The sequence below is a fragment of the Enterococcus sp. S86.2 genome (genome assembly GCF_059834485.2).
Genome location: NZ_CM206813.1, coordinates 376,138 through 400,646 on the forward strand (window position 1 = coordinate 376,138; position 24,509 = coordinate 400,646).

Consider the following 24,509-nt stretch of genomic DNA (forward strand, 5'->3'; position numbering starts at 1 on the left):
CTAAAAGTGAGTTGTAAAGGCAGCATGTTTTTAGCCGGTAGCCTATAAAATAAAAATTATTGCAAGGAGCAAATGAATGAAAAAAGTAATGAAGTTTATGGTGGTTGGAATGTTAAGTTTAGGGTTGATTTCTTTAGCCGGTTGCAAAAGCGGTTCCGGTGCGGAAAAGACAAAAGATGACAAAGCAATTATTTATACCAATGCCGATGAAGAACCGGTAAAAGCAATGGAAAAAGCTTTGGATGAAAATGGGTTTAAAGGTAAATACCTTGTCCAAAGTTTAGGGACTTCTGAATTAGGGGGCAAACTCTTAGCCGAAGGGAAAAATTTAGAGGCCGATATTGTTACCATGAGTACCTTTTATTTGGATAGTGCGGAGGAAAAAAACAAGTTTTTAGAAAAATTAGATGTCAGTGTTAAACCGCTCCAAGTTACAACAGGTTACACATTACCTCTAACAGTTCAAGAAGGAGTCGTTTTTTATAATACAAAAGCGTTGAAAGAAGCGGGGATTAATCCACCGAAAAGCTTGAAAGATTTAGCGAAACCAGAGTATGCGGGGCAGCTATCGATTTCTGACATTAAGCAATCTTCAACAGCGTGGTTGTTATTCCAAGGTTTAATTGATACGTATGGTGAAGATGAAGCCAAAGCTATTTTAGCCAAGATTTATGAAAATGCTGGAGATCATATCGAAGCTTCTGGCTCTGGCCCATTAAAGAAAGTTAAAGTAGGAGAAGTGGCAATTGGGTACGGTCTACGTCACCAAGCAGTAGCAGCTAAAAAAGCTGGGGACCCAATCGAATATGTTGAACCTAGTGAAGGTACATACAATTTGACTGAATCAATTGGTATTTTAAACAAAGGACAAAGTAAAGAAAAAATGGCAGATCTACAAAAAATGGTGGCTATCATTTTAACAACAGGACGCAAAGAAATCATCACCTATTACCCGAGTGCTTTGTATGAAGAAGAGAAAACTGATGGATTGGAAATTGCAAAAGATCAAAAAGTTTACAGCGAAAAATTAACACCAGAATTATTAGCAAAACATCAAGGGATGGTGGAATAAAATGGAATATAAATTATTAACACCTGGACCGTTAACGACAACGGCAACCGTTAAAGAGGCAATGTTAGTAGATCATTGTACCTGGGATGATGATTATAAAATCATCACCCAGCACATTCGCCAGCAATTACTGGCATTAGCCCATGTTTCAGAAACAGAATATACGACGATTTTAATGCAGGGATCAGGTAGCTTTGCAGTTGAAGCCGTTTTAAGCTCAATTGTAGGGGAAAAAGACAAAATTTTAATCTGTGGCAATGGTGCATATGGCGCGCGGATGCAACAAACTGCTGCTCGTTATGGCCTGAACTATCTGTATTACGAAGTAGCAGAGACCAAAATACCCGATGCAACAGAAATTGCGACTATTTTAGAAGCTGATTCTGCCATTAATTTTGTAGCAATGGTACATTCTGAAACAACTTCAGGTATTGTAAATGATATTGAAAGTGTCGCAAAAGTGGTAAAAGCACATCAAGCTACCTTTATTGTGGATGCGATGTCTAGTTTTGGTGGTATTGAAATTCCAATGGCAGAAATTGGCATTGATTTTCTCGTTTCAAGTGCGAACAAATGTATTCAAGGCGTCCCAGGTTTTGGCTTTATTATTTGTCGTCGGGATCATTTGGCATTAAGTTGTGGTAAAGCGCGTACTTTAAGTTTGGATATTTTTGATCAGCACCAAGTCATGGATCGTGATGGAAAATGGCGTTTTACTTCCCCAACCCATACGGTTTTAGCCTTTCAACAGGCGCTAAAAGAGCTGGTACAAGAAGGCGGTATTGCAGCCCGCTATAACCGTTATGCCCAAAATAATCACATTATTAGAACTGGGATGGAAAAATTAGGCTTTGCGCCATTGATTGCAATAGAAAATCAAGGACCCTTTATCACGACATTTCACTATCCTTTTCCAGAATTTTCTTTTGCAGATTTTTACGAATATTTAAAGGAAAACGGCTATGCGATTTATCCTGGTAAGATTAGTGAGATTGATTGCTTTAGGATCGGCAATATTGGCGAGGTTTATCCCTCTGACATGATGAAAGTTCTTCAGCTAGCAGAAGAATACTTAGTAAAAAGCAATGTGAAAGGAGCGATGGCACTATGATTCGCGGTGTAATTTTTGATTGGGCAGGTACGACAGTCGATGATGGCTGTTTGGCACCGGTAGCGGCTTTTGATACAGCTTTTGCCAAGGCGGGAATTCATTTGACTGAAAGAGAAATTCGAGAACCAATGGGCTTATTAAAAATCGACCATATTAAAACTTTACTAGCTTTGCCTCACGTCAAAGTAAAATGGCAAGAACTTTATGAGCGTAAAGCAAACCAAGCAGATGTAAAAAAGCTGTATGCTGATTTTGAAAAAGTATTATTTTCGTCTTTGGCACAATACACGACGCCAAAAGAAGGTTTACTAAAAACGGTTCATTGGTTACGCAAAAATAATATTAAAATTGGCAGTACAACAGGGTATACCAAAGACATGATGAAGATAGTTGCCAAAGGGGCAAAACAAAATGGCTATGAACCTGATTTTTTAGTGACACCAGATGACGTTAACGGGGTGGGGCGGCCTGCGCCAGACATGATTTTTCGCAATGTAAAATTAATGGGAATTAATGATTTAAAACGGGTAATTAAAGTTGGCGACACTACTTCGGATATTAAAGAAGGTAAAAATGCTGGTGTGATTTCCGTTGGTGTTATTGAAGGCAGTTCAGCTTCACAATTAACTGCAGCAGCTTTTTCAAAATTGTCTTTTGAAGAAAAAGAATCACTGCGAGAAGCAGTAACACAAAAATATTACGAAGATGGCGCAGATTACGTCATTGATCGTTTAAGTGATTTACCCTTTTTGGTAAAAGCCTTGAATGAAGAATTGGAATTTGCTGCTTTATAAGTTGAACAAAACAAATAGGAAAATACTAGACTAGGGGCAAGTGAGTTGTCCCTAGTTTTTTTAGCTTGTGAAGCATAATTGTAAGCGCTATACTTGAGAAAATGAGTAAGGAGGAGCAATTATCATGGGTTGGAAATTAGTAAATCGCTTGGCGCAAGTACGAGAAGACGGTGGTCTCACCCAAGTAGAATTGGCGGATAAATTGTTGATTTCTCATCAAACAATAACAGCAATTGAAGCGGGAAGTTATGTTCCCAGCATTGAATTGACGCTACGAATTGCTTATTTTTTTAAGCGACCAGTAGAAGAAATCTTTCGCTTAAATCAAAAAAAGTGAGTAGGTGAAAAAATGAACGTACGACGTTATCAGCGAGATGAAAGAGAAAAATTAGTTTTTTGGCAAAGCTTGGGTATAGCGTTTTGGGTTTTAGCGGTACTAACGGCTATTAGTAGTGTCTTTTTTGAATATCTTTTTTCTGATTCACTCAATATGTTCTATCTCAATTTTTTTCTTAGTTTTACAGTTGCGCTATGGTATCAATTTTTACAAAAAGCCTACTTTTTTGGCGAAGAGCCTAATTTAAAGGGACTTGCAGTGGGGCTATTTTGTAGTTTTTTTATCGTTTATATTCAATTTAGTTTTATCTCACAGCCAAGTTCAACTGACAAAATTGGTGACCGTTTCTCCTATGTCGGCTTGTTAGTATTCGCTGTCTCTCAAATGATTTTTTACATATATTTTTTTAGGCAACAAAAGAAGTCAAAAAAATTACAAAAATAAAAGAATAGTTTGGCAGCGGAAAATAAGATAATTCTAGTATCCGCTGTTTTTTGTTTAAAGAGATGATAATTTTTTTCAATTTGGCCTACTTCTAATTTAAATTTTTTGTAAGGCGCTATTTTTTTTGTTATTTTCTTGCATAATAAAGAAAATTTAATTGGAGTAGAATATGGATCAGGAACTTTTAATTATTGATTTATTAAGCGGCAAAGAAATTATCTTAGCCATTTTACAACAGTCAAAAAAGCAATTTTTTCTTTTTTTTGGTGGTCTAGCATTCCTGGTGACCAGTTTTTTCTTTGGTCTTGGTACGGTGGTGTATCACTATTTGCAAAAGCATGTGATGTCAACTGCAGCAATACAAAAAATAATTTGGTTACATCGTTTTTCTAATTTATGCGGCGGAGTTTTACTCAGCCTATGTCTGATAATGATGTTATTCATTTTGATTAGTTATTTTGTCATCAAAAGCGATTTTCAAAATTGGTTGGAAAAACGTGTTAGAAGATCGGCGGGTTTTCCTGCGGTAATTGAGGATGTGGATGAATACTTTTTAAAGACGAAAAAAGAAATTAGACTAGCAAAAAGTGACTGCGTTCTTTTAACCCAACGTTTCAATGGCGATAAGCTCATGATTGGTGTGGAGGATCTGGGCTGGGGCTTAACTAGAGGAAGAATTTTTCTGCTAGCTGTTGATAGTAGGCAAGGACATGTACGATCAGGAAAACTATCCCATAAAAAACCAGCTGGAAAGTTAGCGATTGCGATAGGAATGGTATTTTTGATAGTGGGGGGACTATGGTTTTATGTCGCGCAGGTAACCAGCAGCCTGCAAAATAATACAGCAGCACCAGCTGATTTAAAGACCGAGGTAGTAGAAGACAGTCCGATAACAGGGCTATTAAAGCAACAAGATGCAGCTCCTGATAAAATTGCGAGTCAAAAAAATGAACTTTATCTCGATGTTAAAACCCATCAGCTGTTTCAAACGACAGATCAAGGAGCACATTGGCAATTCGTACCTTTAAAAGCAGATTGGCTACGAGGCGGGAGTTACTTATTAACCAGTGGTGAAATTCCTTTTGGTTATTTTATGGAGGACACGTATCAAATCGGGAAAGATTTTTCTTGGTATCTTTATACCACTGAAGCTGGGGACTATCTCAATTTATATTTACTAATTTCAAATGATAATGGTAATTCCTGGCAGAAAAGACAGATCGGAGAAAAAGTGAGGGGCTTACGTTATCGGAAAGTACAATTTTTTGAAAATGGCAGCGGAATAGTAGCAATTTCTAAAATTGGCGCCACTTCTGCTGAAGAGGTGACGTGCTTTATTACCCATAACAATGGGGAAGATTGGTATGAGGCAGGCAGTGAAACGGTGAATGCACCGGTTCAAAATGTTAGTTTTATTAATGGGGATATTGGTTTTATTGCTACACGAGAAAATATTTATTACACAAAAAATGCTGGACGTTCGTATCATGAAGCGGTGGTCAATGTACCGGAGCAATATTTATTAGGCGGCTTAGATATTTTTCAGCCACCTAATGAAGTGACAGAACTTACGAGCACGACTTTAGAAGCTAAATTTTATTTAACGAAAAAGACAGGGCATATGTATGACTGTTTGTATCGCTCCGATGATGGCGGGCAAACGTGGCAATTTGTTCGTGAGCTATCCGAGGTCACCCAAGCAGATTAGCCGATTTATGATTTAGGACAGCCGGAAAGTTTAACTTAATTTGTGACAGTAAAAAAGCACAGATAAGTCTGAATTTAATGGCCTAAGTGTTATTGCTTAGGATATTCAGCTTGTTTGTGCTTTTTTTATGGGGAAAATTTTAATTGTGGCCATCAAAGCTGCGTTTGTAATCTTGCATTTCTTTGATCGGTAAATTGATAATCGCATCATCTGGTGCGGTGATGATGATTCGTGTTTTACCGTTAAGGTCTTTTTCTAATGTTACCAAAAGATCGCTGTCAACGGGAAAACCAGCGGCATCCAACATTTTTTCTGGGAGTAAAAGTCCAAAATTTTTATCCCACTGTACAATTTTTGATTTGCATGCATCGATTTTCATTTTTTCACCTCGTCTTAAAGCGTTGGCTTATTTAAAATATATGCGGCTAAATTTAGTCCAGCTTGATCGCCACATAAATTATAGCCAGTCTGAGTGTAATGATAATTGTCTTTCATTAAATCTAGTCTATCCATCCATTCAAAGGCATTGGCGATTAAAACAACTTGTTTTTCTTGGGCAAGTTCTCGTTGGGCGTAAATAATCTGTTGATATTTTTTTGGTTCATCCTTTTTATTGCCAATTTGAATTAGAAAAGTTTCCTCTATCCCCGCTTTAGATAGAGCCTTTTGCAAGGCGGTAAAGAGCATTTTATATTCAGCGCTACTCATGGCGTGATCGCCGTCGGTTTCACCTTGGCACCAAACTAAAAAGCGACTTTTAATTGGGATATTTTGCTGGTGCAAAAAATTTTCACAACGTTGTAAACGTTCTAAAATATCGGTGCAATAAGGACTTTTTGGTTGCCACTCTAAAATACTACTCCCGCCTTTAGACGCAGAAATTCCCACTACAATGCGACGGGTACAGTCGTAATACGCATTTACAAGACTACTAACAAGCGAGCCTGATTTTTTATTTTCATCATTAATCCCAGTCGGGTTGTCTTCGGTTTTTCCAAAGGGTTCTTGCAGATGAAAAAGTTTTTTAGGCGCACTTACCGGACGAAACTCGTAGCCTTCTTTAACATAGGGAGCCAAATGGGCTTTTCCACGCCCCGCCATATTACTTTGACCAGCAAAAAGAATTATATCCACGCCATCTTGTTTAGACTCTAAAGGTTGTGGGTAGTGTTTTTTTAATTCAGCTCTTTCTTTTTCTAACAAACCGCGAAATTCCGTAATGGAGGTAGGGCGATGAACCGTTAAATTTTGCAAGAAAATCACTCCTAATTTATCTGTACTAATTAAATGGTACCTCATCTTGGTAAGCGTGACAAAGTTTAGAGCGTCTTTTTGTAAAAATAAAAAAACTTATTCAAAGTAGACTGTCGTTTGCTGTGAATAAGTTTTTTATTTAAGAAAGTAAGTTACACTTTATGTTTTATACGTGGTTTTCCTTAATTAAGCGCTGGGCAATGAAGTAGTCACCTTCATAAGGCATATCTTCACCGTTGATTTTTTGATATTCATCGACACCTTTACCGGCAATGACCACAGCATCAGCAGAATCACTTAAGGCAAGTGCGGCGGCAATAGCTTTGGTGCGATCCATTTCAAAGTGAACTTCCAATTTTTCATTGGTGATATGAGCGTTAATTTCTTCGGCAATTTTTTGTGGGTCTTCAAAAGCGGGATCATCTGCTGTTAAAATAACGACATCTCCATGTTCTGATAATGCCTTACCAAAGTCGGCCCGGCGGGAAATTGCTTTGCCACCAGTACTACCTAGCACGACAATTACACGACCTGTGGGATGTTCTGCTTGGGCAAATTCCAATAAAGTTTTTAAGCTCAAATAATTATGGGCGTAATCGACATAAACACTGGCGCCGTTTGTATTGAATAAATGATCCATTCGTCCTGGAACGCGGGCAGTAGCTAAGGCATCTTTTGCAGATTTCACATCAGCACCGACAATCGCCGCAGCTAAAAGGGCCGCAGTCGCATTTTCCTGGTTGAAATCTCCGGCTAATTGAATACTGTAATCCGCAGCAATTTGTAATTCGTCATTTTTGCTAGTAACTGTGAAATGCTTGTTCTGGCCACTAGTGACTAGATAGTCTGCATTTTTGCGACCGTAGGAAATATATGGTGTTTGCAATAATTCACAGTTTTCTTTTAACAGTGCAAAATAGTCACTACCAGAATTTAAAATCATTTTTTTCGAGTGACGTAAGAGCTGCCGCTTGCAATAAAAATAATCGTCAAAAGTCGGATGTTCAATCGGACTAATGTGGTCAGGGGAGATATTTAAAAAGATACCCACGTCAAAAGTCAAACCGAAAACCCGCTCTGTTTTATAGGCCTGCGAAGAAACTTCCATCACCAAATGGGTCATTTTATTAGTTACAGCTTGGCGCATCATTTGGTATAAATCTAGGGATTCTGGCGTGGTCAAATGGGATTTAAAATAAGTTTTGCCATCTAAAGATGTATTCATCGTCGACAACAAAGCTGTTTTATTTTCTGTTGCTTTAGCCAAGAGTGCGTGGGTGAAATAAGCCGCTGTTGTTTTACCTTTTGTCCCAGTAAAAGCGACTAATTTTAATTCTTTTTCGGGATGGTCGTAAAAAGCCGCTCCTAACAGTGCCATCGCTTTTTTGATATCTGTGACAATGATGGCACATTTTGCACTGACGTCAAAAGGCGCTTCTGCCACGTAAACTTCTAGACCATTGGCTAGTGCGCTGATTAAATAGTCAACTTTAAAATTAAGTCCCTTACAAAAAAACAAACTGTTCGCATCTGCTTTACGAGAGTCGTAAGTTACGCTACTAAATTCTTTTTTTGGTAAATCCACGCAGGTTAAATGCCAACCAGTCGGCGTAATCATTTCTTTTAGTAAATCATTTTTCAGCAAAATTGCGCTGATTTTTTCTAATGTTAATGTCATGGCACAGGCCTCACTTTACAGTTTACTTCGGTTGTATTATAGCATTAATTAAAGTTGCTACCAACCAACAGGAAATAAAGTCAGTTTTATGACATATTTTGCCAGGTGTTGCAAATCAATTAAATTTACTCAAAAAAGATTGCCGGAGGGAACTTTTGTAAGTAAAATAGAACATATGTCTTGAAACCAATAGAAAGTAGAGAAAATAAATGAGTGAAAAATTCGTGGCGCAACAGGAACTATCCACTGAAGAAAAAATGGCCAAAGGTTCCACGTGGCTAACGATTGGCAATATCGGTTCTCGTCTTTTAGGGGCGATTTATATCATGCCTTGGTATTACTGGATGGGAGAGCATGCTAACCAAGCCAACGCGTTGTTTAACATGGGGTATAATTTTTATGCCTTGTTCATGATGCTTTCTACTGCCGGCATTCCAGCCGCAATCGGAAAACAAACAGCCTATTACAATTCATTAAATGAATACGCGACCAGTCGCAAATTGTTACATCGCGCCTTGCAGGTTATGGCCGTCTTTGGTCTAATTGCAGCAGGGGCCATGTATTTGATGTCACCTTGGCTAGCAGATATTTCCGGTGGTGGCGCAGAGCTGATCCCAACAATTCGTTCTTTAAGTGTTGCGATTTTAGTTATTCCTTGTATGAGCGTTATTCGTGGCTACTTCCAAGGTCAAAATGAGATGAAACCTTTTGCCATCTCCCAAGTCTTAGAGCAAGTCGCCCGCGTATTTTACATGCTACTTGCAACTTTCATCATTATGAAAGTTGCCAAAGGGGAATACACGACTGCCGTAACGCAATCAACTTTTGCTGCTTTTATCGGAGCTATTATTAGTATTTTAGTCTTAGTCTATTATCTTAGAAAAGATAAAGTGCGGATGGATTACTTAATTGAACACAGTGCCAACAATGTCAATTTGGATGCCAAAGATTTACTGATTGAAACAGTTAAAGAAGCCATTCCTTTTATTATTATCGGATCAGGAATTACGATTTTTAAACTTGTCGACCAAGTTACTTTTGTGCGGGTGATGTCCTCTTTTACTGCATACTCACAAAATCAACTGACTTCTTTGTTCTCCATTTTTAGTGCCAATCCAGATAAATTAACGATGGTGGTAATTGGTCTGGCAACTTCTATGGCACTAGCTGGCTTGCCTTTAATTACCGAGGCGAAAACCCGTGGGGATCACAAAGGACTAGCCAAATTAATTAGTAACAATTTGCAATTATTTGCATTTGTTATGTTTCCTGCAACATTTGGGATGATTGTTTTGGCCTATCCGTTGAATACTTTGTTTTATGCCCCAAGTCATTTAGGTGCGAGTGTTTTAGTTGAAGCAAGTATTTCTGGTCTTTTCTTAGGGCTTTACATGATGACTTCAAATATGTTGCAGGGAATGTATGAGAACTTAGCGGCGATTGGCTATTTTGTCATTGGCTTGGTTATTAAAATTATCATACAGATTCCACTAATCATGGTTTTTGAAGTTTATGGTCCACTCTTAGCTACTATGATTGGTTTTGGGGTAACCTGTGGTTTGAATTTATATAAATTGCACAAAATTTCTCGCTTCAATCGTATTTTAACTTTCCGGCGGACAGTTTTGATTTTTATCATGACAGTGATTATGACAGTGATTGCATTTATCATGCGCCAATTAATGGGGCTGGTTTTAGATACCGATAGCAAATTACAATCATTTGTAATGATTTTAGGGGTTGCTGCTGTTGGTGGGGCCAGCTATGTCTTTATGGTCTTGCGGGTGCGCTTAGCCGATAAATTATTAGGGACGACAGCGGAAAAAATCAGACGACGCCTGCATATGTAAGAAATAGACAAATAAGAAAAAGGGACTGTGATATTTTTTTCACAGTCCCTTTTTGCAAGTAGAGCAGTTTTTTTAGTAGCTTGAAGCATCATGAAGCATCTTTAAAAGGCATTCAGTAAAGGCAAGCTTAGTCTTTTAGAGAAGCTTGAAAAGCTGCTTGGATAGATTCCATCAATTTTTGATCGCTTAATGTTTTGAGAATAAATAATCCGATAACTTTTGCTCCGGCTAAAATTACAGGATGAATTTTAGATGGAGTTTGCATGATAGTGGCAACTTCTTTGGTGTGTAAAGAAAACCAGTGATCAGAGATTGCCATCATAGGATGAAAAGCCGGACAAATATAGCTGACATTCCCAATATCAGAACTGCCAGTAGCATTTCCTGCGGGTTCATCACAATGAGGTAGCTCAATGGCCGTCATGATTTCATCAATAGCTGCAATTCCAGGGGCATTTAAATTCATATCATCAAAATCTTCACCTGTTTTTTCGTAGGTGACAGAAGTTTCCGTAGCCTGTGCAGCACCTTCCAAACAGTTTATGACTTTGCTAAAATTCTCGGCTAAATCATATTTATTGGCATGGCGCATATTGATGATTAATTCCGCTTTGTCGACAATGACGTTTGAAGCAGTGCCACCTTGGGGCAAGATATAAGAGACGCGACTGCCATCTTTCATTTGCTGTCTGGCCATATCAATTGCGTGACAGGCTAGCATCGCGCCATTTAAGGCGTTTTTTCCTTGCCAAGGTGCAGCTGCCGCGTGGGCTGTTTGACCGGTAAAAGTCGCTTTGATTTCACTTAAAGCTAAGAAACGACACGCAGGCCAGGTTTGGTCACTGTTCATATGGATCATCATCACAAAAGCATAGTCATCAAAAACACCGGCATTTGCCATCGTGATTTTATCACCAGTCGCTTCTTCATTTGGTGTACCAATTAAATCAATAGTAGCAGAAACAGTAGGTGCCATTTCTTTTAATGTTAATGCGGCTAAGAGACTCAAGCTACCGCTAGCACAATGACCGCAGGCGTGACCAATGTCGGGTAGGGCGTCATATTCCATTAAAATCCCAATTTTGGGTTGTGTTTTTTCACCAGGAATAACATGGGCTACAAAAGCCGTAGGTAAACCGGCAACATTTTCAGTAACGGCAATTTCTTTAGCCTTTAAAATTTCAATAATTTTTTTGACCGAGCGGAATTCTTGTCCCGATATTTCGGGATGTGCTGCTAAATCATCATTTAAATCGTAGGCAGTTTGTTCATTAAGGGAGATTTTTTCTAAAAATAATTTTTGTAATTGGTCCATAAAAAGGACTCCTTTCTTTTTAACTAAATAAGGTAGCAATGGTTAAAACAAAGCAGACAACAACAAAAATGATACTTAAAAGTTTTGCGGTAAATTTTAACCAAGTAGCGTATTCAATATGAGCAATGCCCAATACACCCAACATAATAGCCGATGCCGGGCTAACTAAGTTCATGGTACCAGAGCCAGCCTGAAAAGCTGTAATTATCAAATCTTTTGGTACGTGAACAAAGTCTGCTAAGTTGCTCATAATCCCCATTGTGGCAGAGGCTAAACCAGAAGTAGAATAAATTAAAAAGCTCATTGGAATATAAAAAATATAAGTCAAGATTGTAAATAAAACAGGCGGCAGGCTGCTTAATGTCGTTTCACCAAAATGTAAAATCGTAGCCGTAATCATTCCGTCATTCATCACGACTTGAATCCCGCGGGCAACTGCGACAATTAAAGCAACTTGAATCATGTCTTTGGCCCCAGTGACAAAATGCTGCACAATTGTACTTTCATTCATCTTGTATAAGTAGCCAATTACAATTGCCATAAAAATAAATAAAATCGTGATTTCAGTAAAATACCAGTCGCCAAAAGCAGGGAAGTCTGAGCCAATCATTTTACCTAAAATAGGAATTTTGATTATGCTGTCTCGCAAGTTGGCAAAGAAAGTAAAGTTTTGATTGATTGTCTGCCAAGGAATCAAGCCTAATATCATGACAAGAAAGGTTGCGATAAATGCGACAATCACATGTTTTTGATTTTGATTCATCGTGTCGATCTCTTGGAGTTTAAAACTAGCCAAATCCGTTTTGCGCTGATTATAGACGAGGGATTTTTTTGGATCTTTTTCAATTTTTTGCGCATAACGATAGACGTAAATAATGGCGATGGTAGTTAAGATTACCCACAAAACAAGCCGCCAGATAATGCCTTGACCAGGGGAAATACCCGCAGCTTGAGAAGCAACCCCTGTAGCAAAAGGGTTAACGGTAGATGCTAAGACACCTACTGTTGTGCCAATTAAAATGACACCTACTGCGACTAAACTATCTAAGCCAATGCTGTACATAACAGGCAAGAGTAAAGGGTAAAAAGCTAATGTTTCTTCTGACATGCCAAAAGTCGTACCCCCGAGTGAAAAAAGAATCATGAGGACAATAATTAAGCGTTTTTCTTTACCGTGATATTTCTTTACAATGGAACTAATTCCGGCATCTAGGGAACCAGTCGCATTCACCACGCCTAAAAAACCACCAATTACTAAAATAAATAATGACACTGGCATCGCAGCAGAGGTCTTGTCGTCACCTAGCATACCCACGACCGGTGCTTTTAAAATATCCCAAAAGCCTTGTTCGTTTTGTGTAACATGATGATAAGTACCCGGAATCAGCTGTTTGGCTTCGTTTAAATTGTATTGACCTGCTGGTATAATCCACGTTAAAACAACCATCAGAAAGATAATTCCAAATAAAATGGCGTAAGATGATGGCATTTTTCTTTTCATAAAAAAACGACTCCTTTTAATAGTTTTTGTAAAAGTAAGCGTAAGAATTCATCAGCTTGAAATTTTTAGCACTTCAAATGAATACAGCCGAAGGATAACTAAAGGGAAAAGTACTAAAAAAATTTCGTAACGGTTAACCAAGAATTGCCAGAATTGTCTTTTCATAGAGCGCTTACTTTCTGCTATAATAATAACGAGAAAAAAAGGCGGCCAACTTTCCATTTTGGAATGTTGACTTGCCTTTTTAGGAGGTTTAAAGGATGTTGAATTTGAAAATTTTACGCTCATATAAATATGCAGTCGATTATTCTTCATTTAAAGCGGCTGCTGAAAAATTAATGTACAGTCAATCGACAATCAGTAAGCATGTAACCGAGCTGGAACAAGCTGTGGGTTTTCCATTATTTAACGAAGGAAAGGTTCAATATGGCTTAACTGAAATCGGGGAGTTGACATATAATTATGCCCAGCATGCCTTAATTGCGTATGGCCATTTCAAAGAGCAAGTAAAAGCGACGGCATCTCGGCAAACAGTCATAAAAATTGGTGGTTTGGAACGTTATTTAGCAGAAATGGTAGTCACCAAAGTGGTAAATTATCAAATTGATCATCCCCAAGTTCGTTTTGATTTAATTCACGGTACAAGTGATGAAACATTAGAACGTCTAAGGGCAGGCAAATTAGACATGGGGATTATTGCCGATCGAATGGTACCAGCAGATTTTACCAGTTTAGCAATCAAACGCGAAAGCCTGGTGTTAATAGCGTCTTGTCAAACGTATGAGAAAATATTGCAAGATGCTTCTTTAATGAAAAAATTGCCGGTCCTAATTGACCGTAAAGCCAGTGTGATCTTTGAATACGTCTTAAAGGACACCAACGAATTTGCACAAGTAATTCACGTTGAAGGTGATTTGATGGTTGTAACGGGAGTAGAAAGTCAAATGTGCCTGGGCGTGGTAAGTGATGGCTGTTTTAATCCAAATGATTATCACGTATTAAAAATATACAATGAAGCAGCACCCATTCGGCTAATTTATCCTGAAAAATGGGAAGAAAAAAATAAGAAACTATTTGCAGAATCCCTCATTCGCCAGTTACAGCAAGATTTTTTAACTCCACCGCGATAAGGTGGTGTTCTTTTTAGAACATTTTTTCATTCTGGTACTAAAAATTTGCTGTTTTACTAAAGGTTCTAACTTTGGTGGAAACAATCCCTTTTGTAAACTTTTCATTTGATTGTTGCCAATATCTTCTGTCATTTTCTAAGTTATTTAAAAAGCATCCTCCAGTGGAGATGCTTTTTTTAGTTGACTTTTTTTATCACTGGATATATAGTTAGTTACACAAGTAACTAACTAGTTAAGTTTAATGTGAAGTTGAGGTGAAAGGAATGGAATTTGACTATTCCGGTACAACGCCCTTGTTTCAACAAATTGCGGAACAAATTGAAGAAGGAATTTTAAACGGTTCATTTAAAGAAGGTGAACAAATTCCCTCTACAACAGAAATATCAAAAAGTTTCGCTATTAATCCTGCGACTGTTTTAAAAGGGATGAATTTGTTAGTTGAACGGGGGTTGATTGAAAAGAAAAGAGGAATTGGCATGTTTGTTTTAGTAGGTGCACAACAAAAAGTTAGAGAGTATCGGCGGGAACTTTTTTTAACAAACGAAGTATTACAAATCGTTACAGAAGCAAAGAAATTAGGTATTACAGTAGAGCAGCTGAAAGACCTAATTGAAAGAGGGTATGAATCATGAGTTTAGTTATTCAAGAAGTTAGTAAAACCTATAAAGATAAAAAAGCGCTGCAACAGATTAATTGGAATATTCAATCTGAAAAAATATATGGTTTACTTGGGCGTAATGGTGCAGGTAAGAGTACATTACTAAATATTATCGCTAATCGTAGTTTTGCTAGCGAGGGAACAATCACGTTAGATGGTGCTCCCCTTGTAGATAATGAGGCAGCTTTAAATCAAATTTATTTAATGTCAGAAGATAATTTATATCCGGGAAATTTGAAAGTGAAAAAATGTTTTCAATTAACTGCTGACTTTTATGGGGATTTTGATTGGGCTTTGGCAGAAGAAATGATAGCTGGATTTGGCTTGGAACAAAAAAGTATCCTGCGAAAATTATCGACGGGTTATCGCAGCATTGCCAAATTAATTATGGCGCTTTGTGTGCCAGCAGATTACATCTTTTTAGATGAACCAGTCTTGGGCTTAGATGCAAACCATCGTGATTTATTTTATCATTATTTATTAACAGCTTATGCTAAGCGTCCCCGTACATTTGTTATTTCTACTCATTTAATTGAAGAAGTCGCAAATTTGTTAGAAGAGGTCATTATTATCGATGAAGGAAAAGTACTAAGAGAAGCTACAACAGAAGCTATTCAAGCTGCCGGTAAAGTAATCACAGGGCCAAAAGAAGTCGTGGCACAGGTGGTAAGTGATCTGAAGGTTATTGGTGAAGATGAGCTAGGTGGGATGCTTAGTGTTTATATTGAAGGTGCGGCACCAAAAGATATTCCACAAGGGGTATCCGTTGCTCCCCTTAATTTACAAGCATATTTTGTCCAATTAACAAAAAAGGGTGTGGCGTAAAATGAAATTAAAAACAGCAATTCAATACAAGTTATCCGTACAATGGCGCTCGGTGTTGATTTACCTTGGTTTCTTTCTTTTATTTGCGGTTATTTTTCCATTAATGCCGATGTTACTGATAGATGGGGTTACAAATGTTCACGTAGACTTATTAGCTCCAGCCATGATTTATATCATGATTTTATCTATTACGAGTGTGGGCAATGATTTTAAACTCTTTATTCAATGTGGAACTTCACGACTGCATATTTTTGTCGCAAATTTTGTTTCGAGTCTGATTTTGACGTTTGGTCTAAGCATCGTTTTGAAAATGTTGTTTGAGTTATTTAATGGAGGCTTGATTCCAAATTTCTTCCTACAATATCAACTGATTACGTTGATTACCGGTGGTAATTTTTGGCCATCAATGTTTTTATTGTGGGTGTTTCTTATTTTAGCCGCCAGTATTGGAATGATGATTGGGGCACTTTTAAATCGCTTTGATGGTTATCTGCGCTTAGCAATTGGTGCACTTTCTTTGGGCATCGTCATTTTAGGCTCCATTTTATTTCAGTTATTATCACCTGCTGCCAAAATGGCAGTGATAGATTTTATTAAATTGGTAATTGGATTAGGGGCAAACGGTTTAAATAGCTGGCAATTTATTGGCTTCATTTTTGTAGTAAGCTTGATTTTATTAGTAATAGTTTACCTGTTAAATCGCCGCCAAGAAGTAAAGCGGATCAATGCGTAATTGTAATGAAATAGCATGGCTAAGACAGCCGTCTGAACAATTAGTTCAGATAGGCTGTCTTATTTTTTACAACGTACTACAATCACGCTGTTTATTTTTCTGGGGTATTATCTTTAAAATATTGCGTTTGTGTACCATAAAAAATAGGCAATAAATCAGCTAGCGTACCTGCAAGTTTCTTTGTGGGAAGCTCATTTTCTGGCAGCCAAAAAAGTTTCCCTTCTCCCATAATGGTGGGTTCAAAAGAAGTCTTAGCGGTAAAAAGTCCAGCTAATTCGCGACTGCCATCGGCTTTGTTGAGCCACTCTGCAACGCCCATTAACTGCGGTGTGATGACAAGGCCGGTTTCTTCTTTGACTTCGCGGATGATAGCAGTAGTCAGCGATTCGTCAGCTTCAACATGACCACCGGGAAATGTCCAACCAGGCCAATCTGGTTTCTTACGGTCTTGTATTAAAATCTCATTGCGATTATTGAAAATCATACACATACATGTTAGTTGTACGGAAAAGCTTCTTTTCATTTTCTCACCTCGTATTTACTGTATAATAAATTGGTAGAATTGTTAATCAGAAGGCAGTGTGGATATTTCTATTTTTAGAGGTGTGTTGCAAGTTTGCAAGTGCAGATAATAAAAATATCGTCAGATAGGATAACAAGGAGGAGCCATGCGTTTAGATAAATTTTTGGCAGATATGCAGTTAGGCAGCCGCAAAGAAGTGAAAAGCTACATAAAAAAAGGCTTAGTGCAGGTTAACCAAGTAACCGTAAAACAAGACAAATTTCAAGTGCAACCTGAGACAGACGAAATTTTTTTTGACGGTGAAAAAATTAGTTATCAACAATTTTTCTATTATATGTTAAATAAACCAGCCGGGGTTATTTCTGCTACAAGAGATACGCAACATAAAACGGTCATGGATTTTTTGCAAAAGCCGGATTTTAGACCGGATTTATTTCCAGTTGGGCGTCTGGATAAAGATACAGAGGGATTTGTTTTATTAAGCAATGACGGCAATTTGGCTCACCGTCTCCTCGCACCTAAAAAGCATGTGGAAAAAGAATATTTTGCTAAAGTTGAAGGTATCGTAAGTCAAGCAGATGTGACAGCTTTTGCCAAAGGCTTATTGTTAGACAAAGGAGAGTTGGCTTTACCAGGAGAACTGACGATTTTAAAAGTAGATGAAGAAAACGAGACTTCAGAAATCTCTCTAATTATTCACGAAGGAAAGTTTCATCAAGTAAAAAGAATGGTCCAAGCAGTTGGTAAAAAAGTTGTGTATTTAAGACGAGATCGTATCGGCAGTGTTCGTTTGGATAAAGCTTTGTCCTTGGGAGAATATCGACCGTTGACGGATGAAGAGTTAGCGGTCTTAAGTAAAAGTTAAAAAGTAAGCAATGAAATTTTTGTGTCACTTCTTGAAGTGGCACTTTTTTTGTTGTCAAAAAAAGGAATAATTTGCAAATCGATAATCTTTTTATGAAAAAATTATACTTTGTGTAATTTAGCTGAAATCTAGAAATCTCGTTGTAAATTAAAACGTATTCATTACAAATACGTGTGCCCATTGCAATAAAACTGTAAGTTGGCTGTTATCCTTTTCATGAAAAATCATGCTAAATTAAGCAAGTCAAAAAAACGAAAAGGGGTCATTAATTGAAACTCAAAAAAACAATTTTAACAATTTCACTTCTAGGAAGTTTATTCTTTTCTTCAACAGCATTCGCTTCTGAAAACAGCGACAAATTAGCAACAGTAAAAGAAGATGTGACGCAAAGTGAAACAAAAATAAATGATTTTAAATCACAAATAGAAGATGCACAATCTCAAATTAAAATAAACGAAGAAACAAAAACGACACTGACAGGGCAGCTGGATAAAGAAATTGAAAAACTGGCAGGTGTCAAAGAACAGTTAACGAAAAAAGAAGCGCAACAAGCAGAAGTGGCGGCATCATTTTTAGGCTCTTCTCTTGATTTATTAAATGGATTACAGGGAAAAGAACAAATTGAAGCACAAGTAACAAAATTGAAAGAAGAACAAAGTAGTCAACGAATTGAAGTTGCTGCTTTACAAGGAAAATTGGCACAACTAGAGCAGACGAACCAAGAATTAGCGACCAAAGCAACAAAATTAGCACAAGAACAGGCCAATTTTGAAAAAGAGATTGCAACAAAGAAGGCAACAATTGAAAAACTTGCGGCAAAAGTTAAAGCTGAGGAAGAACAAGCTGAAAAAGTAGCGCAAACTGGTTTTGCTTCGCCGTTAGAAGGAAGTTTAAATGTCAGCAGTCCTTTTGGCTGGCGCCAGATGCCTTTAGGTGGAGGGAATGAACATCACGATGGTATTGATTTAACAGGTTCCACTGGTCAAACAGTTATGGCAGCGCGAGATGGTGTTGTTGTAGAAGCAGGCTTTGATGCTAGCTGTGGCAATCACGTAATTGTCAAACACGATAATGGCTATTACACCTATTATTTTCATTTAACGACTATTGAAGTAAGTAATGGGGCTAATGTAAGTGTCGGCCAACGAGTTGGCGGCATGGGTACTACGGGTAATTCAACCGGCGTCCATTTACACTTTGGTGTTGCAACAGGTATGTGGGATGGTTTTGTTGATCCTGCGCCATTAATTGGTGCCTAATAATAAAGTGAAAATTTAAATAGCCCTCAAACTTTAACGGGAAATACTCCTGGAGTTTGAGGGCTGTTTTGTTTTTCTAAAGAGCTGCCCAGTGCCTTCCGCTTTTCTTATTCCCATAGGCCGGGGGTGGCGGTGACAACTATTTTTTCTTTCGAAAAAGGATGTTCTAGATGCATTTGGCTGGCATGTAGCATTAGGCGAGGGGCTTTTTGGGTACCATACAGAGGGTCACCAACAATAGGGTGGCCGATGCTTTTTAAATGGACCCGAATTTGATGGGTGCGCCCGGTTTCTAATTGACAATAGACTTGGCTTTTTCTGCCTGCGTGGTGAACTGTCACGTGGGTAATGGCAGTTTGCCCGTTTCTTTCATCGATAATTCGTTTGCGCCGATCATGACGATCACGTCCGATTTTTTTTGTAATGGTTACAGCGTGGGCCAAATGGCCACTAACGACGGCCTGATACTGGCGATAAATATTTTTTTGTTCCAATAGGCGACCTAAAATTGGTAATACTAAAGGGTTTTTAGCAAATAAAATTGCACCGCTAGTTTCTTTGTCCAAGCGATGGACAACATAAGGACGTTGCTTTTTAGGTGCTAAGTAGGCTGCAAGATCATTTAAGAGTGTATCTGTTTCTTGCGCCTGATTGGGATGTGTTTTAACGCCATAAGCTTTATTCACTACAATCAAGTGCTCATCTTCGTATAAAACCACAATCTTATTTTTATCCCCCAATGCAACCTCTTGATAGGTATAATCGTCTTCTTCAATCGTTAGGGTAATGGTATCGCCGGCTTGGCAGTGTTCATGGAACATTACCGGCGCACCGTTTTTACGAACATTTTTGCGCACTCGCAAAAAATGGCGTACCTTTCTAGGAACCAGCCATTCTTTTTCCAATAGCTCACGAATGGTCATCTCTTTTTGATTTACCGGTAGTGTTATTGCATATTCCATGGTAGTCCTCTTTTCATATTTCTTAAGCTCTGCTTTATTTTAAAAGATATTTAAGAAAAATGTAACGAATTACTGCATTTTCTTTGCTAAAATGTGCTAGATTTAGTTAAATATGCTATTTTCAGTCTAAAGACGCAGGTCAGGTGGAACCTTTCCTGTTAAACTGACACAAATTAAATGAGTGGAGATTGTTATGGACGCAAAAGAAATTTGGACAAAAATCAAAGGGGCGTTATTGTCTTTTTGGCAATGGCTTAAGCCTTATTTACAGCAATTTCATCAATGGCGCAAACGGGTATGGAAGAAATATCACGTGAATAAAATTATCATCTTATTAGGTTTGGTGGCGGTATTGGTTACCAGCAGTTATTTATTTTACTTATCCAAACAAGTAGATGTTGATCGCCTACAATCGGATTTAAAGAATACAACGGTCATTTACGATAAAGATGGGGATACTGCTGGAAAATTGAGTTCTGGCAAGGGCTCCTATGTCGAAATCGATAAAATTTCTCCCAATATTATTAATGCGGTGGTTTCAACAGAAGACCGTAATTTTTACCACCACCACGGTTTTGATATTAAAGGGATTGCCCGGGCTGCAGTTAGAGCCGTGATTAATCGTAATACTTCGGGTGGTGGCGGGAGCACGATTACCCAACAGTTAGCTAAAAATGCGTATCTAACGTTGGATCAAACCTTTAGTCGAAAAGCAAAAGAGCTATTTTTAGCGATTGAGATTGAAAAGAAATATACCAAAGATCAAATTATAACCATGTATTTAAACAATGCTTATTTTGGTAATGGTGTCTGGGGTGTACAGGATGCTTCTAAAAAATACTTTGGGGTAAATGCAAGTGAAGTTGAGTTAAGCGAAGCGGCAACACTAGCAGGAATGTTAAAAGGTCCCAATATTTATAATCCAATTGACCACCCCGATTTAGCTAATCAGCGCCGCAACGTTGTTTTAGGTGTGATGGTGGATAATGGTAAGATTACCAAAGAACAAGAAAAACAAGTCGAACAAACCAACATTGCCGATTCTTTATATGATGCGTATGATAACGAAGATGGTGGCAATAAATATCCTTACTTTATCGACGCTGTTTTAGATGAAGCAGAAGCCGAGTATGATATTGATGATTCTGATATTTTAACCAAAGGCTATAAAGTTTATACAACATTAGACCAACAACAACAAATTCAAATGCAAAATGTGTATGATAATGCCAATAATTTCCCAGAAAATGCCGCCGATGGTGCGATGCCCCAATCTGGATCAGTTTCAATGGATCCAAATACGGGTGGCATTCGTGCATTAGTTGGGCGTCGTGGCGAGCATACTTTCCGCGGCTTTAGTTTTGCCACGCAAATGAGACGTTCACCAGGTTCGACGATTAAGCCGATCAGTGTTTACACACCGGCGCTAGAAGCGGGATATAAACCAGATAGTATCTTAAAAGATGAGAAATTAAAGTTCTACGATGTAAAAAATTATGACGGTACGTATTCTGGCGAAGTACCAATGTATCAATCTGTTGCTTGGAGTTTAAATGCACCTGCAGTCTGGTTGCTCCACGAAATCGGGATTGATAAAGGCTATAAAAAGGCACAAGAATTTGGTCTTTCTTTATCAGAAAAAGACAAGTACTGGGGCGGAGTGGCCTTAGGTGGATTAGAAAAAGGCGAATCGCCAATGACAATGGCCGCAGCTTATGGTGTTTTTGCAAATGGTGGGCAGCTTTACACACCACATGTCATCACGAAGATTGTTGATTCCAAGGGGACAGTTATCGTTGATAACACGAAGCCAAAAGGTAAACGTGTTATCTCTGAAGAGACGGCCAATCAAATGACCAGTATGTTATTGGGCACATTTTCTAATGGGACCGCAGCACAAGCCAATCCGGGTTACACAATGGCCGGTAAAACGGGAACAACAGAAACCAACTTTGACTCAAGTAAAGCCAATGACCAATGGATTGTAGGGTATACGCCCAATGTTGTAATTGCTACATGGTTGGGATTTGAACAAAGCAGTAAGGAACATTACTTATCAGGAACCAGCGGCGATGTTGTCGGTAAGATTTTTCAAGCCGAAGCCGCCAATATCTTACCTCACGTTAAAGAATCTGGTTTTGCCGTAGCAGATGCCTATCAAACAAAAGGCAAAGTTGTGGCAGCTGATGAGGTAAATCGCGATCAAAGTGGTGATAGCGATTGGAGCAAGACCGTGGATGACTTCGCAGAAAAAGCCAAAGATGGCTTGAGCGAAATTGGCGGGAAGGTAAAAGAAGGTGCAAAACGTGTCTTTCAAGATATTTGGGGCAAACTAAATGGCAACTAAATTTTTTATGTTACAATAAAACATATCAAATAAAAGCGAGGTTACAAATCATGGCGAACATTTATGACACAGCAAATCAATTGGAACGAGAAATTCGCGAATCAGAACAATTTGGCGACTTAAAAGCATCTTTTGACCGCTTGAAAGAAAACCAAGAAGCTCATGCGTTATTCCAAGAATTTCAACAGTTACAACAAGGCTTGCATGAAAAAATGATGTCTGGTGAAGAAATTTCAGAAGACGATGCTAAAAAAGCGCAAGAATTAGCTGAAAAAGTACAAAAAGAAGATTTAATTAACGAATTAATGCAAAAAGAACAAGCTTTTAGTGCCGTAGTTAATGACTTAAACCGCATTATCATGGGCCCTGTTCATGAATTATATAACTAAAAAATAAAAAAAGGATGTGGTTTAATAAACTACATCCGTTTTTTTTTTTTGCGATTGAATTAAAAATTAATTTCTAATTTTGTAACGCAACAATGTTTGCAGTTTTTCCGGTTGAGTACGGCGAAAATCTTTTAAATAGATTTCTCGATGCCAATAATCTTCCATCAGAACAGTTTTGGCCAAATCATTTTCAGCCATAAAAGTCTCCATTTGATTGAAGGTGTTAATTTCGGTATCAAAAGGACCAACATGGACCATTTGTAAGGCGGAACCTTCCTCGTAGACTTCCCATTTCACATCACTAAAATAAGGATTACTATTTTTTGCCACTAGATCTGCTTTTATTTCATTGAAAAACGTTTTGGTTACGAGCTCTGGCTGACGCAGCATAATTTTGTATTTCAAAGCATCCTTATTCAAATTATTTCCTTGTGAGCCATCCGTAGTTGTCCAGACACCTTCTAAAGGATAAACGCGATAGTCGATTGCCGTTTTTAGCGCTCCTTTTTTTATTGCCATTTTAATTTTGTAGGCAATGGGAAAAAGAGCGCCAATTTTTTCAGCAAATAGGGCGTCGTTGGGATTGCCTTCTCCGCTTATCGTAATGAATTGTTGTGAGGGGATAGTGACTAACGTTGGCTTTTTGGCAAAGTACAGTGATTTTTCTTGCTTGCTCCAATCAACTTTCATAATTTCCTCCTATTAGCGCTGTTGTTGAATTCCGCTGAATTAATTTTACAGAAATCTTCCTGTCTGTTGGTTGTTTGCCAGCTTGCAACCAGCTTAATAACAATTTAGCCGCAGTGTTTCCAATTTTCTTAAAATCTTGCAAAATAGTCGTTAATGCTGGATCAAAAAAACGAGCAGCAGGAGTATCATCAAAGCCTGTGACAGAAAGTTCAGCGGGAATTTGCCAATTTTGCTGGCGCAATTGTTGTATCGCTCTTAAGGCAAAAAGATCATTTTCACACACGAGAGCTGTCACATTATTTTGGCGTAAGTAATCACTTAAAGATTCCCCGCTTAGGTAAGTATCCTCTAAATGACTATGAAAAGTCTGTTTCTCTTCTGATAATGCCCGCAAATAACCAAAGTAACGTTGTCGTGTTGACTGAGGATGGTTTTTCGTACCAAAGTAATACGCGATGTTTTTATGTCCTAATTGTTGCAAATGCTTAGTTGCTAGATAACCCCCCACTTCATTATCAGCAGTAACAGCAGGAAAAGGTAAGTCGTGTATTTTTTTATCTAAAATAATGACAGGAAAATTTTGCAAAGCTAGTGCAACAAGTAGATCCAGATGAGCCTCTTCATTACGCGCATAGTAAATTAAACCATCAAACTCGCTTGTAATATCACGTGTGTTGCGATGTGTTAAAAAATCGAAATTGGTCAGTAGAACATCGATTTTTTCCGCCTGTAAAATAGACATCACACCTTCACTCAAGGGTGCAATGGAGAGCTCTGTGCTTTCTTCTAAAGGTAAAACCAATAAAATTCTGCGGGGAGCATTTTTAGGGATAAATTCTTTGACAAAACTGCCGCTGCCTTGAACGCGGGTAATGAAACCGTCTTGTTCCAAATCAGTTAAGGCGCGTTTTGCTGTAATCCGACTGACGTGATAACTATCTGAAAGCTCTTTTTCAGTAGGTAATTTACTACCAGAAAGGCGCTGGCCACTAATAATTTGATTTTTTAAGTCTGTTTTTATTTTTTGATATAACGGTTGCGTCACGATCGATACCTCATGTCTT

24 protein-coding genes are annotated in these 24,509 nt (G+C 38.1%); 15 read left to right on the top strand and 9 right to left on the bottom strand.

The window, feature by feature from the left end:
* Nucleotides 1-76: 76 nt before the first annotated feature.
* From AC6R0T_RS01670 to AC6R0T_RS01695, 6 genes are all read left to right on the top strand, one after another.
* Nucleotides 77-1,072 carry an extracellular solute-binding protein gene (locus AC6R0T_RS01670; RefSeq protein WP_303753723.1) on the top strand — a complete coding sequence of 332 codons (996 nt, stop codon included), beginning with the start codon at nucleotides 77-79 and terminating at the stop codon, nucleotides 1,070-1,072.
* 1 nt (nucleotide 1,073) lies between these two features.
* A complete protein-coding gene (gene phnW, locus AC6R0T_RS01675) occupies nucleotides 1,074-2,183 on the top strand; it encodes a 2-aminoethylphosphonate--pyruvate transaminase (RefSeq protein ID WP_303753724.1) in 1,110 nt (369 codons plus the stop codon).
* Nucleotides 2,180-2,977, top strand: coding sequence for a phosphonoacetaldehyde hydrolase (phnX, locus tag AC6R0T_RS01680; RefSeq protein WP_303753725.1), 798 nt, complete (start codon nucleotides 2,180-2,182; stop codon nucleotides 2,975-2,977). Before phnW ends, phnX begins: the two co-directional genes overlap by 4 nt.
* A gap of 124 nt (nucleotides 2,978-3,101) precedes the next feature.
* Nucleotides 3,102-3,314, top strand: a complete 213-nt coding sequence (locus AC6R0T_RS01685) for a helix-turn-helix transcriptional regulator (RefSeq protein ID WP_303753726.1) — start codon at nucleotides 3,102-3,104, stop codon at nucleotides 3,312-3,314.
* Nucleotides 3,315-3,326: 12 nt separating this feature from the next.
* Nucleotides 3,327-3,758: a hypothetical protein gene (locus tag AC6R0T_RS01690; protein WP_303753727.1), complete on the top strand. Its 432-nt coding sequence runs from the start codon at nucleotides 3,327-3,329 to the stop codon at nucleotides 3,756-3,758.
* Between the two features lie 169 nt (nucleotides 3,759-3,927).
* On the top strand, nucleotides 3,928-5,466 hold the full coding sequence (locus AC6R0T_RS01695; RefSeq protein WP_303753728.1) for a WD40/YVTN/BNR-like repeat-containing protein: 1,539 nt from the start codon (nucleotides 3,928-3,930) through the stop codon (nucleotides 5,464-5,466).
* A gap of 139 nt (nucleotides 5,467-5,605) precedes the next feature.
* Here the strand turns inward: AC6R0T_RS01695 and AC6R0T_RS01700 are convergent, their stop codons facing one another.
* From AC6R0T_RS01700 to AC6R0T_RS01710, 3 genes are all read right to left on the bottom strand, one after another.
* Entirely contained in the window at nucleotides 5,606-5,845 is a 240-nt protein-coding gene (locus tag AC6R0T_RS01700; protein WP_303753729.1) for a hypothetical protein, read from the bottom strand.
* 14 nt (nucleotides 5,846-5,859) lie between these two features.
* Nucleotides 5,860-6,765 (bottom strand): sialate O-acetylesterase, encoded by a 906-nt coding sequence (locus AC6R0T_RS01705; RefSeq protein ID WP_526159597.1) that lies wholly within the window; start codon nucleotides 6,763-6,765, stop codon nucleotides 5,860-5,862.
* Between the two features lie 121 nt (nucleotides 6,766-6,886).
* Nucleotides 6,887-8,398, bottom strand: coding sequence for a UDP-N-acetylmuramoyl-L-alanyl-D-glutamate--L-lysine ligase (locus AC6R0T_RS01710; RefSeq protein ID WP_303753731.1), 1,512 nt, complete (start codon nucleotides 8,396-8,398; stop codon nucleotides 6,887-6,889).
* A 209-nt stretch (nucleotides 8,399-8,607) separates the two neighbouring features.
* On the opposite strand from AC6R0T_RS01710, the gene AC6R0T_RS01715 reads away from it, so the two are divergent.
* Nucleotides 8,608-10,248 carry a putative polysaccharide biosynthesis protein gene (locus tag AC6R0T_RS01715; RefSeq protein WP_206903945.1) on the top strand — a complete coding sequence of 547 codons (1,641 nt, stop codon included), beginning with the start codon at nucleotides 8,608-8,610 and terminating at the stop codon, nucleotides 10,246-10,248.
* Nucleotides 10,249-10,375: 127 nt separating this feature from the next.
* On the opposite strand, the gene AC6R0T_RS01720 is transcribed toward AC6R0T_RS01715, so the two are convergent.
* Complete coding sequence (locus AC6R0T_RS01720) at nucleotides 10,376-11,563, bottom strand: amidohydrolase (RefSeq protein ID WP_303753732.1); 1,188 nt, start codon at nucleotides 11,561-11,563, stop codon at nucleotides 10,376-10,378.
* 19 nt (nucleotides 11,564-11,582) lie between these two features.
* Nucleotides 11,583-13,064 (bottom strand): YfcC family protein, encoded by a 1,482-nt coding sequence (locus AC6R0T_RS01725; protein ID WP_303753733.1) that lies wholly within the window; start codon nucleotides 13,062-13,064, stop codon nucleotides 11,583-11,585.
* A 260-nt stretch (nucleotides 13,065-13,324) separates the two neighbouring features.
* Here AC6R0T_RS01725 and AC6R0T_RS01730 point away from each other — a divergent pair, with 260 nt between their 5' ends.
* The 4 genes from AC6R0T_RS01730 (at nucleotide 13,325) to AC6R0T_RS01745 (ending at nucleotide 16,410) form a co-directional block, all read left to right on the top strand.
* The gene (locus AC6R0T_RS01730) at nucleotides 13,325-14,194 is read left to right on the top strand and encodes a LysR family transcriptional regulator (protein WP_303753734.1); all 870 of its coding nucleotides are present in this window, start codon (nucleotides 13,325-13,327) and stop codon (nucleotides 14,192-14,194) included.
* 263 nt (nucleotides 14,195-14,457) lie between these two features.
* Nucleotides 14,458-14,826, top strand: coding sequence for a GntR family transcriptional regulator (locus AC6R0T_RS01735; protein WP_282461715.1), 369 nt, complete (start codon nucleotides 14,458-14,460; stop codon nucleotides 14,824-14,826).
* Nucleotides 14,823-15,677, top strand: coding sequence for an ATP-binding cassette domain-containing protein (locus AC6R0T_RS01740; protein WP_303753735.1), 855 nt, complete (start codon nucleotides 14,823-14,825; stop codon nucleotides 15,675-15,677). Before AC6R0T_RS01735 ends, AC6R0T_RS01740 begins: the two co-directional genes overlap by 4 nt.
* A 1-nt stretch (nucleotide 15,678) precedes the next feature.
* Nucleotides 15,679-16,410, top strand: a complete 732-nt coding sequence (locus AC6R0T_RS01745; RefSeq protein ID WP_282461713.1) for a hypothetical protein — start codon at nucleotides 15,679-15,681, stop codon at nucleotides 16,408-16,410.
* A 91-nt stretch (nucleotides 16,411-16,501) separates the two neighbouring features.
* On the opposite strand, the gene AC6R0T_RS01750 is transcribed toward AC6R0T_RS01745, so the two are convergent.
* Nucleotides 16,502-16,933: an 8-oxo-dGTP diphosphatase gene (locus AC6R0T_RS01750; protein WP_206903938.1), complete on the bottom strand. Its 432-nt coding sequence runs from the start codon at nucleotides 16,931-16,933 to the stop codon at nucleotides 16,502-16,504.
* 145 nt (nucleotides 16,934-17,078) lie between these two features.
* On the opposite strand from AC6R0T_RS01750, the gene AC6R0T_RS01755 reads away from it, so the two are divergent.
* Both AC6R0T_RS01755 and AC6R0T_RS01760 read left to right on the top strand, forming a co-directional pair.
* Nucleotides 17,079-17,798 carry a pseudouridine synthase gene (locus AC6R0T_RS01755; RefSeq protein ID WP_303753736.1) on the top strand — a complete coding sequence of 240 codons (720 nt, stop codon included), beginning with the start codon at nucleotides 17,079-17,081 and terminating at the stop codon, nucleotides 17,796-17,798.
* Between the two features lie 269 nt (nucleotides 17,799-18,067).
* Nucleotides 18,068-19,057 (top strand): M23 family metallopeptidase, encoded by a 990-nt coding sequence (locus tag AC6R0T_RS01760; protein ID WP_303753737.1) that lies wholly within the window; start codon nucleotides 18,068-18,070, stop codon nucleotides 19,055-19,057.
* Between the two features lie 107 nt (nucleotides 19,058-19,164).
* Here AC6R0T_RS01760 and AC6R0T_RS01765 read toward each other — a convergent pair whose 3' ends face one another.
* Nucleotides 19,165-20,019, bottom strand: coding sequence for an RluA family pseudouridine synthase (locus AC6R0T_RS01765; protein ID WP_206903935.1), 855 nt, complete (start codon nucleotides 20,017-20,019; stop codon nucleotides 19,165-19,167).
* Between the two features lie 193 nt (nucleotides 20,020-20,212).
* Between AC6R0T_RS01765 and AC6R0T_RS01770 the strand changes: the two genes are divergently transcribed.
* Together AC6R0T_RS01770 and AC6R0T_RS01775 are read left to right on the top strand one after the other, a co-directional pair.
* Nucleotides 20,213-22,366: a PBP1A family penicillin-binding protein gene (locus AC6R0T_RS01770; RefSeq protein WP_206903966.1), complete on the top strand. Its 2,154-nt coding sequence runs from the start codon at nucleotides 20,213-20,215 to the stop codon at nucleotides 22,364-22,366.
* A 50-nt stretch (nucleotides 22,367-22,416) separates the two neighbouring features.
* Nucleotides 22,417-22,755 carry a YlbF/YmcA family competence regulator gene (locus tag AC6R0T_RS01775; protein ID WP_206903934.1) on the top strand — a complete coding sequence of 113 codons (339 nt, stop codon included), beginning with the start codon at nucleotides 22,417-22,419 and terminating at the stop codon, nucleotides 22,753-22,755.
* Between the two features lie 66 nt (nucleotides 22,756-22,821).
* On the opposite strand, the gene AC6R0T_RS01780 is transcribed toward AC6R0T_RS01775, so the two are convergent.
* Both AC6R0T_RS01780 and AC6R0T_RS01785 read right to left on the bottom strand, forming a co-directional pair.
* Nucleotides 22,822-23,445 (bottom strand): GyrI-like domain-containing protein, encoded by a 624-nt coding sequence (locus tag AC6R0T_RS01780; RefSeq protein WP_303753738.1) that lies wholly within the window; start codon nucleotides 23,443-23,445, stop codon nucleotides 22,822-22,824.
* Nucleotides 23,435-24,490, bottom strand: coding sequence for a GntR family transcriptional regulator (locus AC6R0T_RS01785; protein WP_303753739.1), 1,056 nt, complete (start codon nucleotides 24,488-24,490; stop codon nucleotides 23,435-23,437). The genes AC6R0T_RS01780 and AC6R0T_RS01785 overlap by 11 nt, the downstream gene beginning before the upstream one ends.
* Nucleotides 24,491-24,509 lie beyond the last annotated feature (19 nt).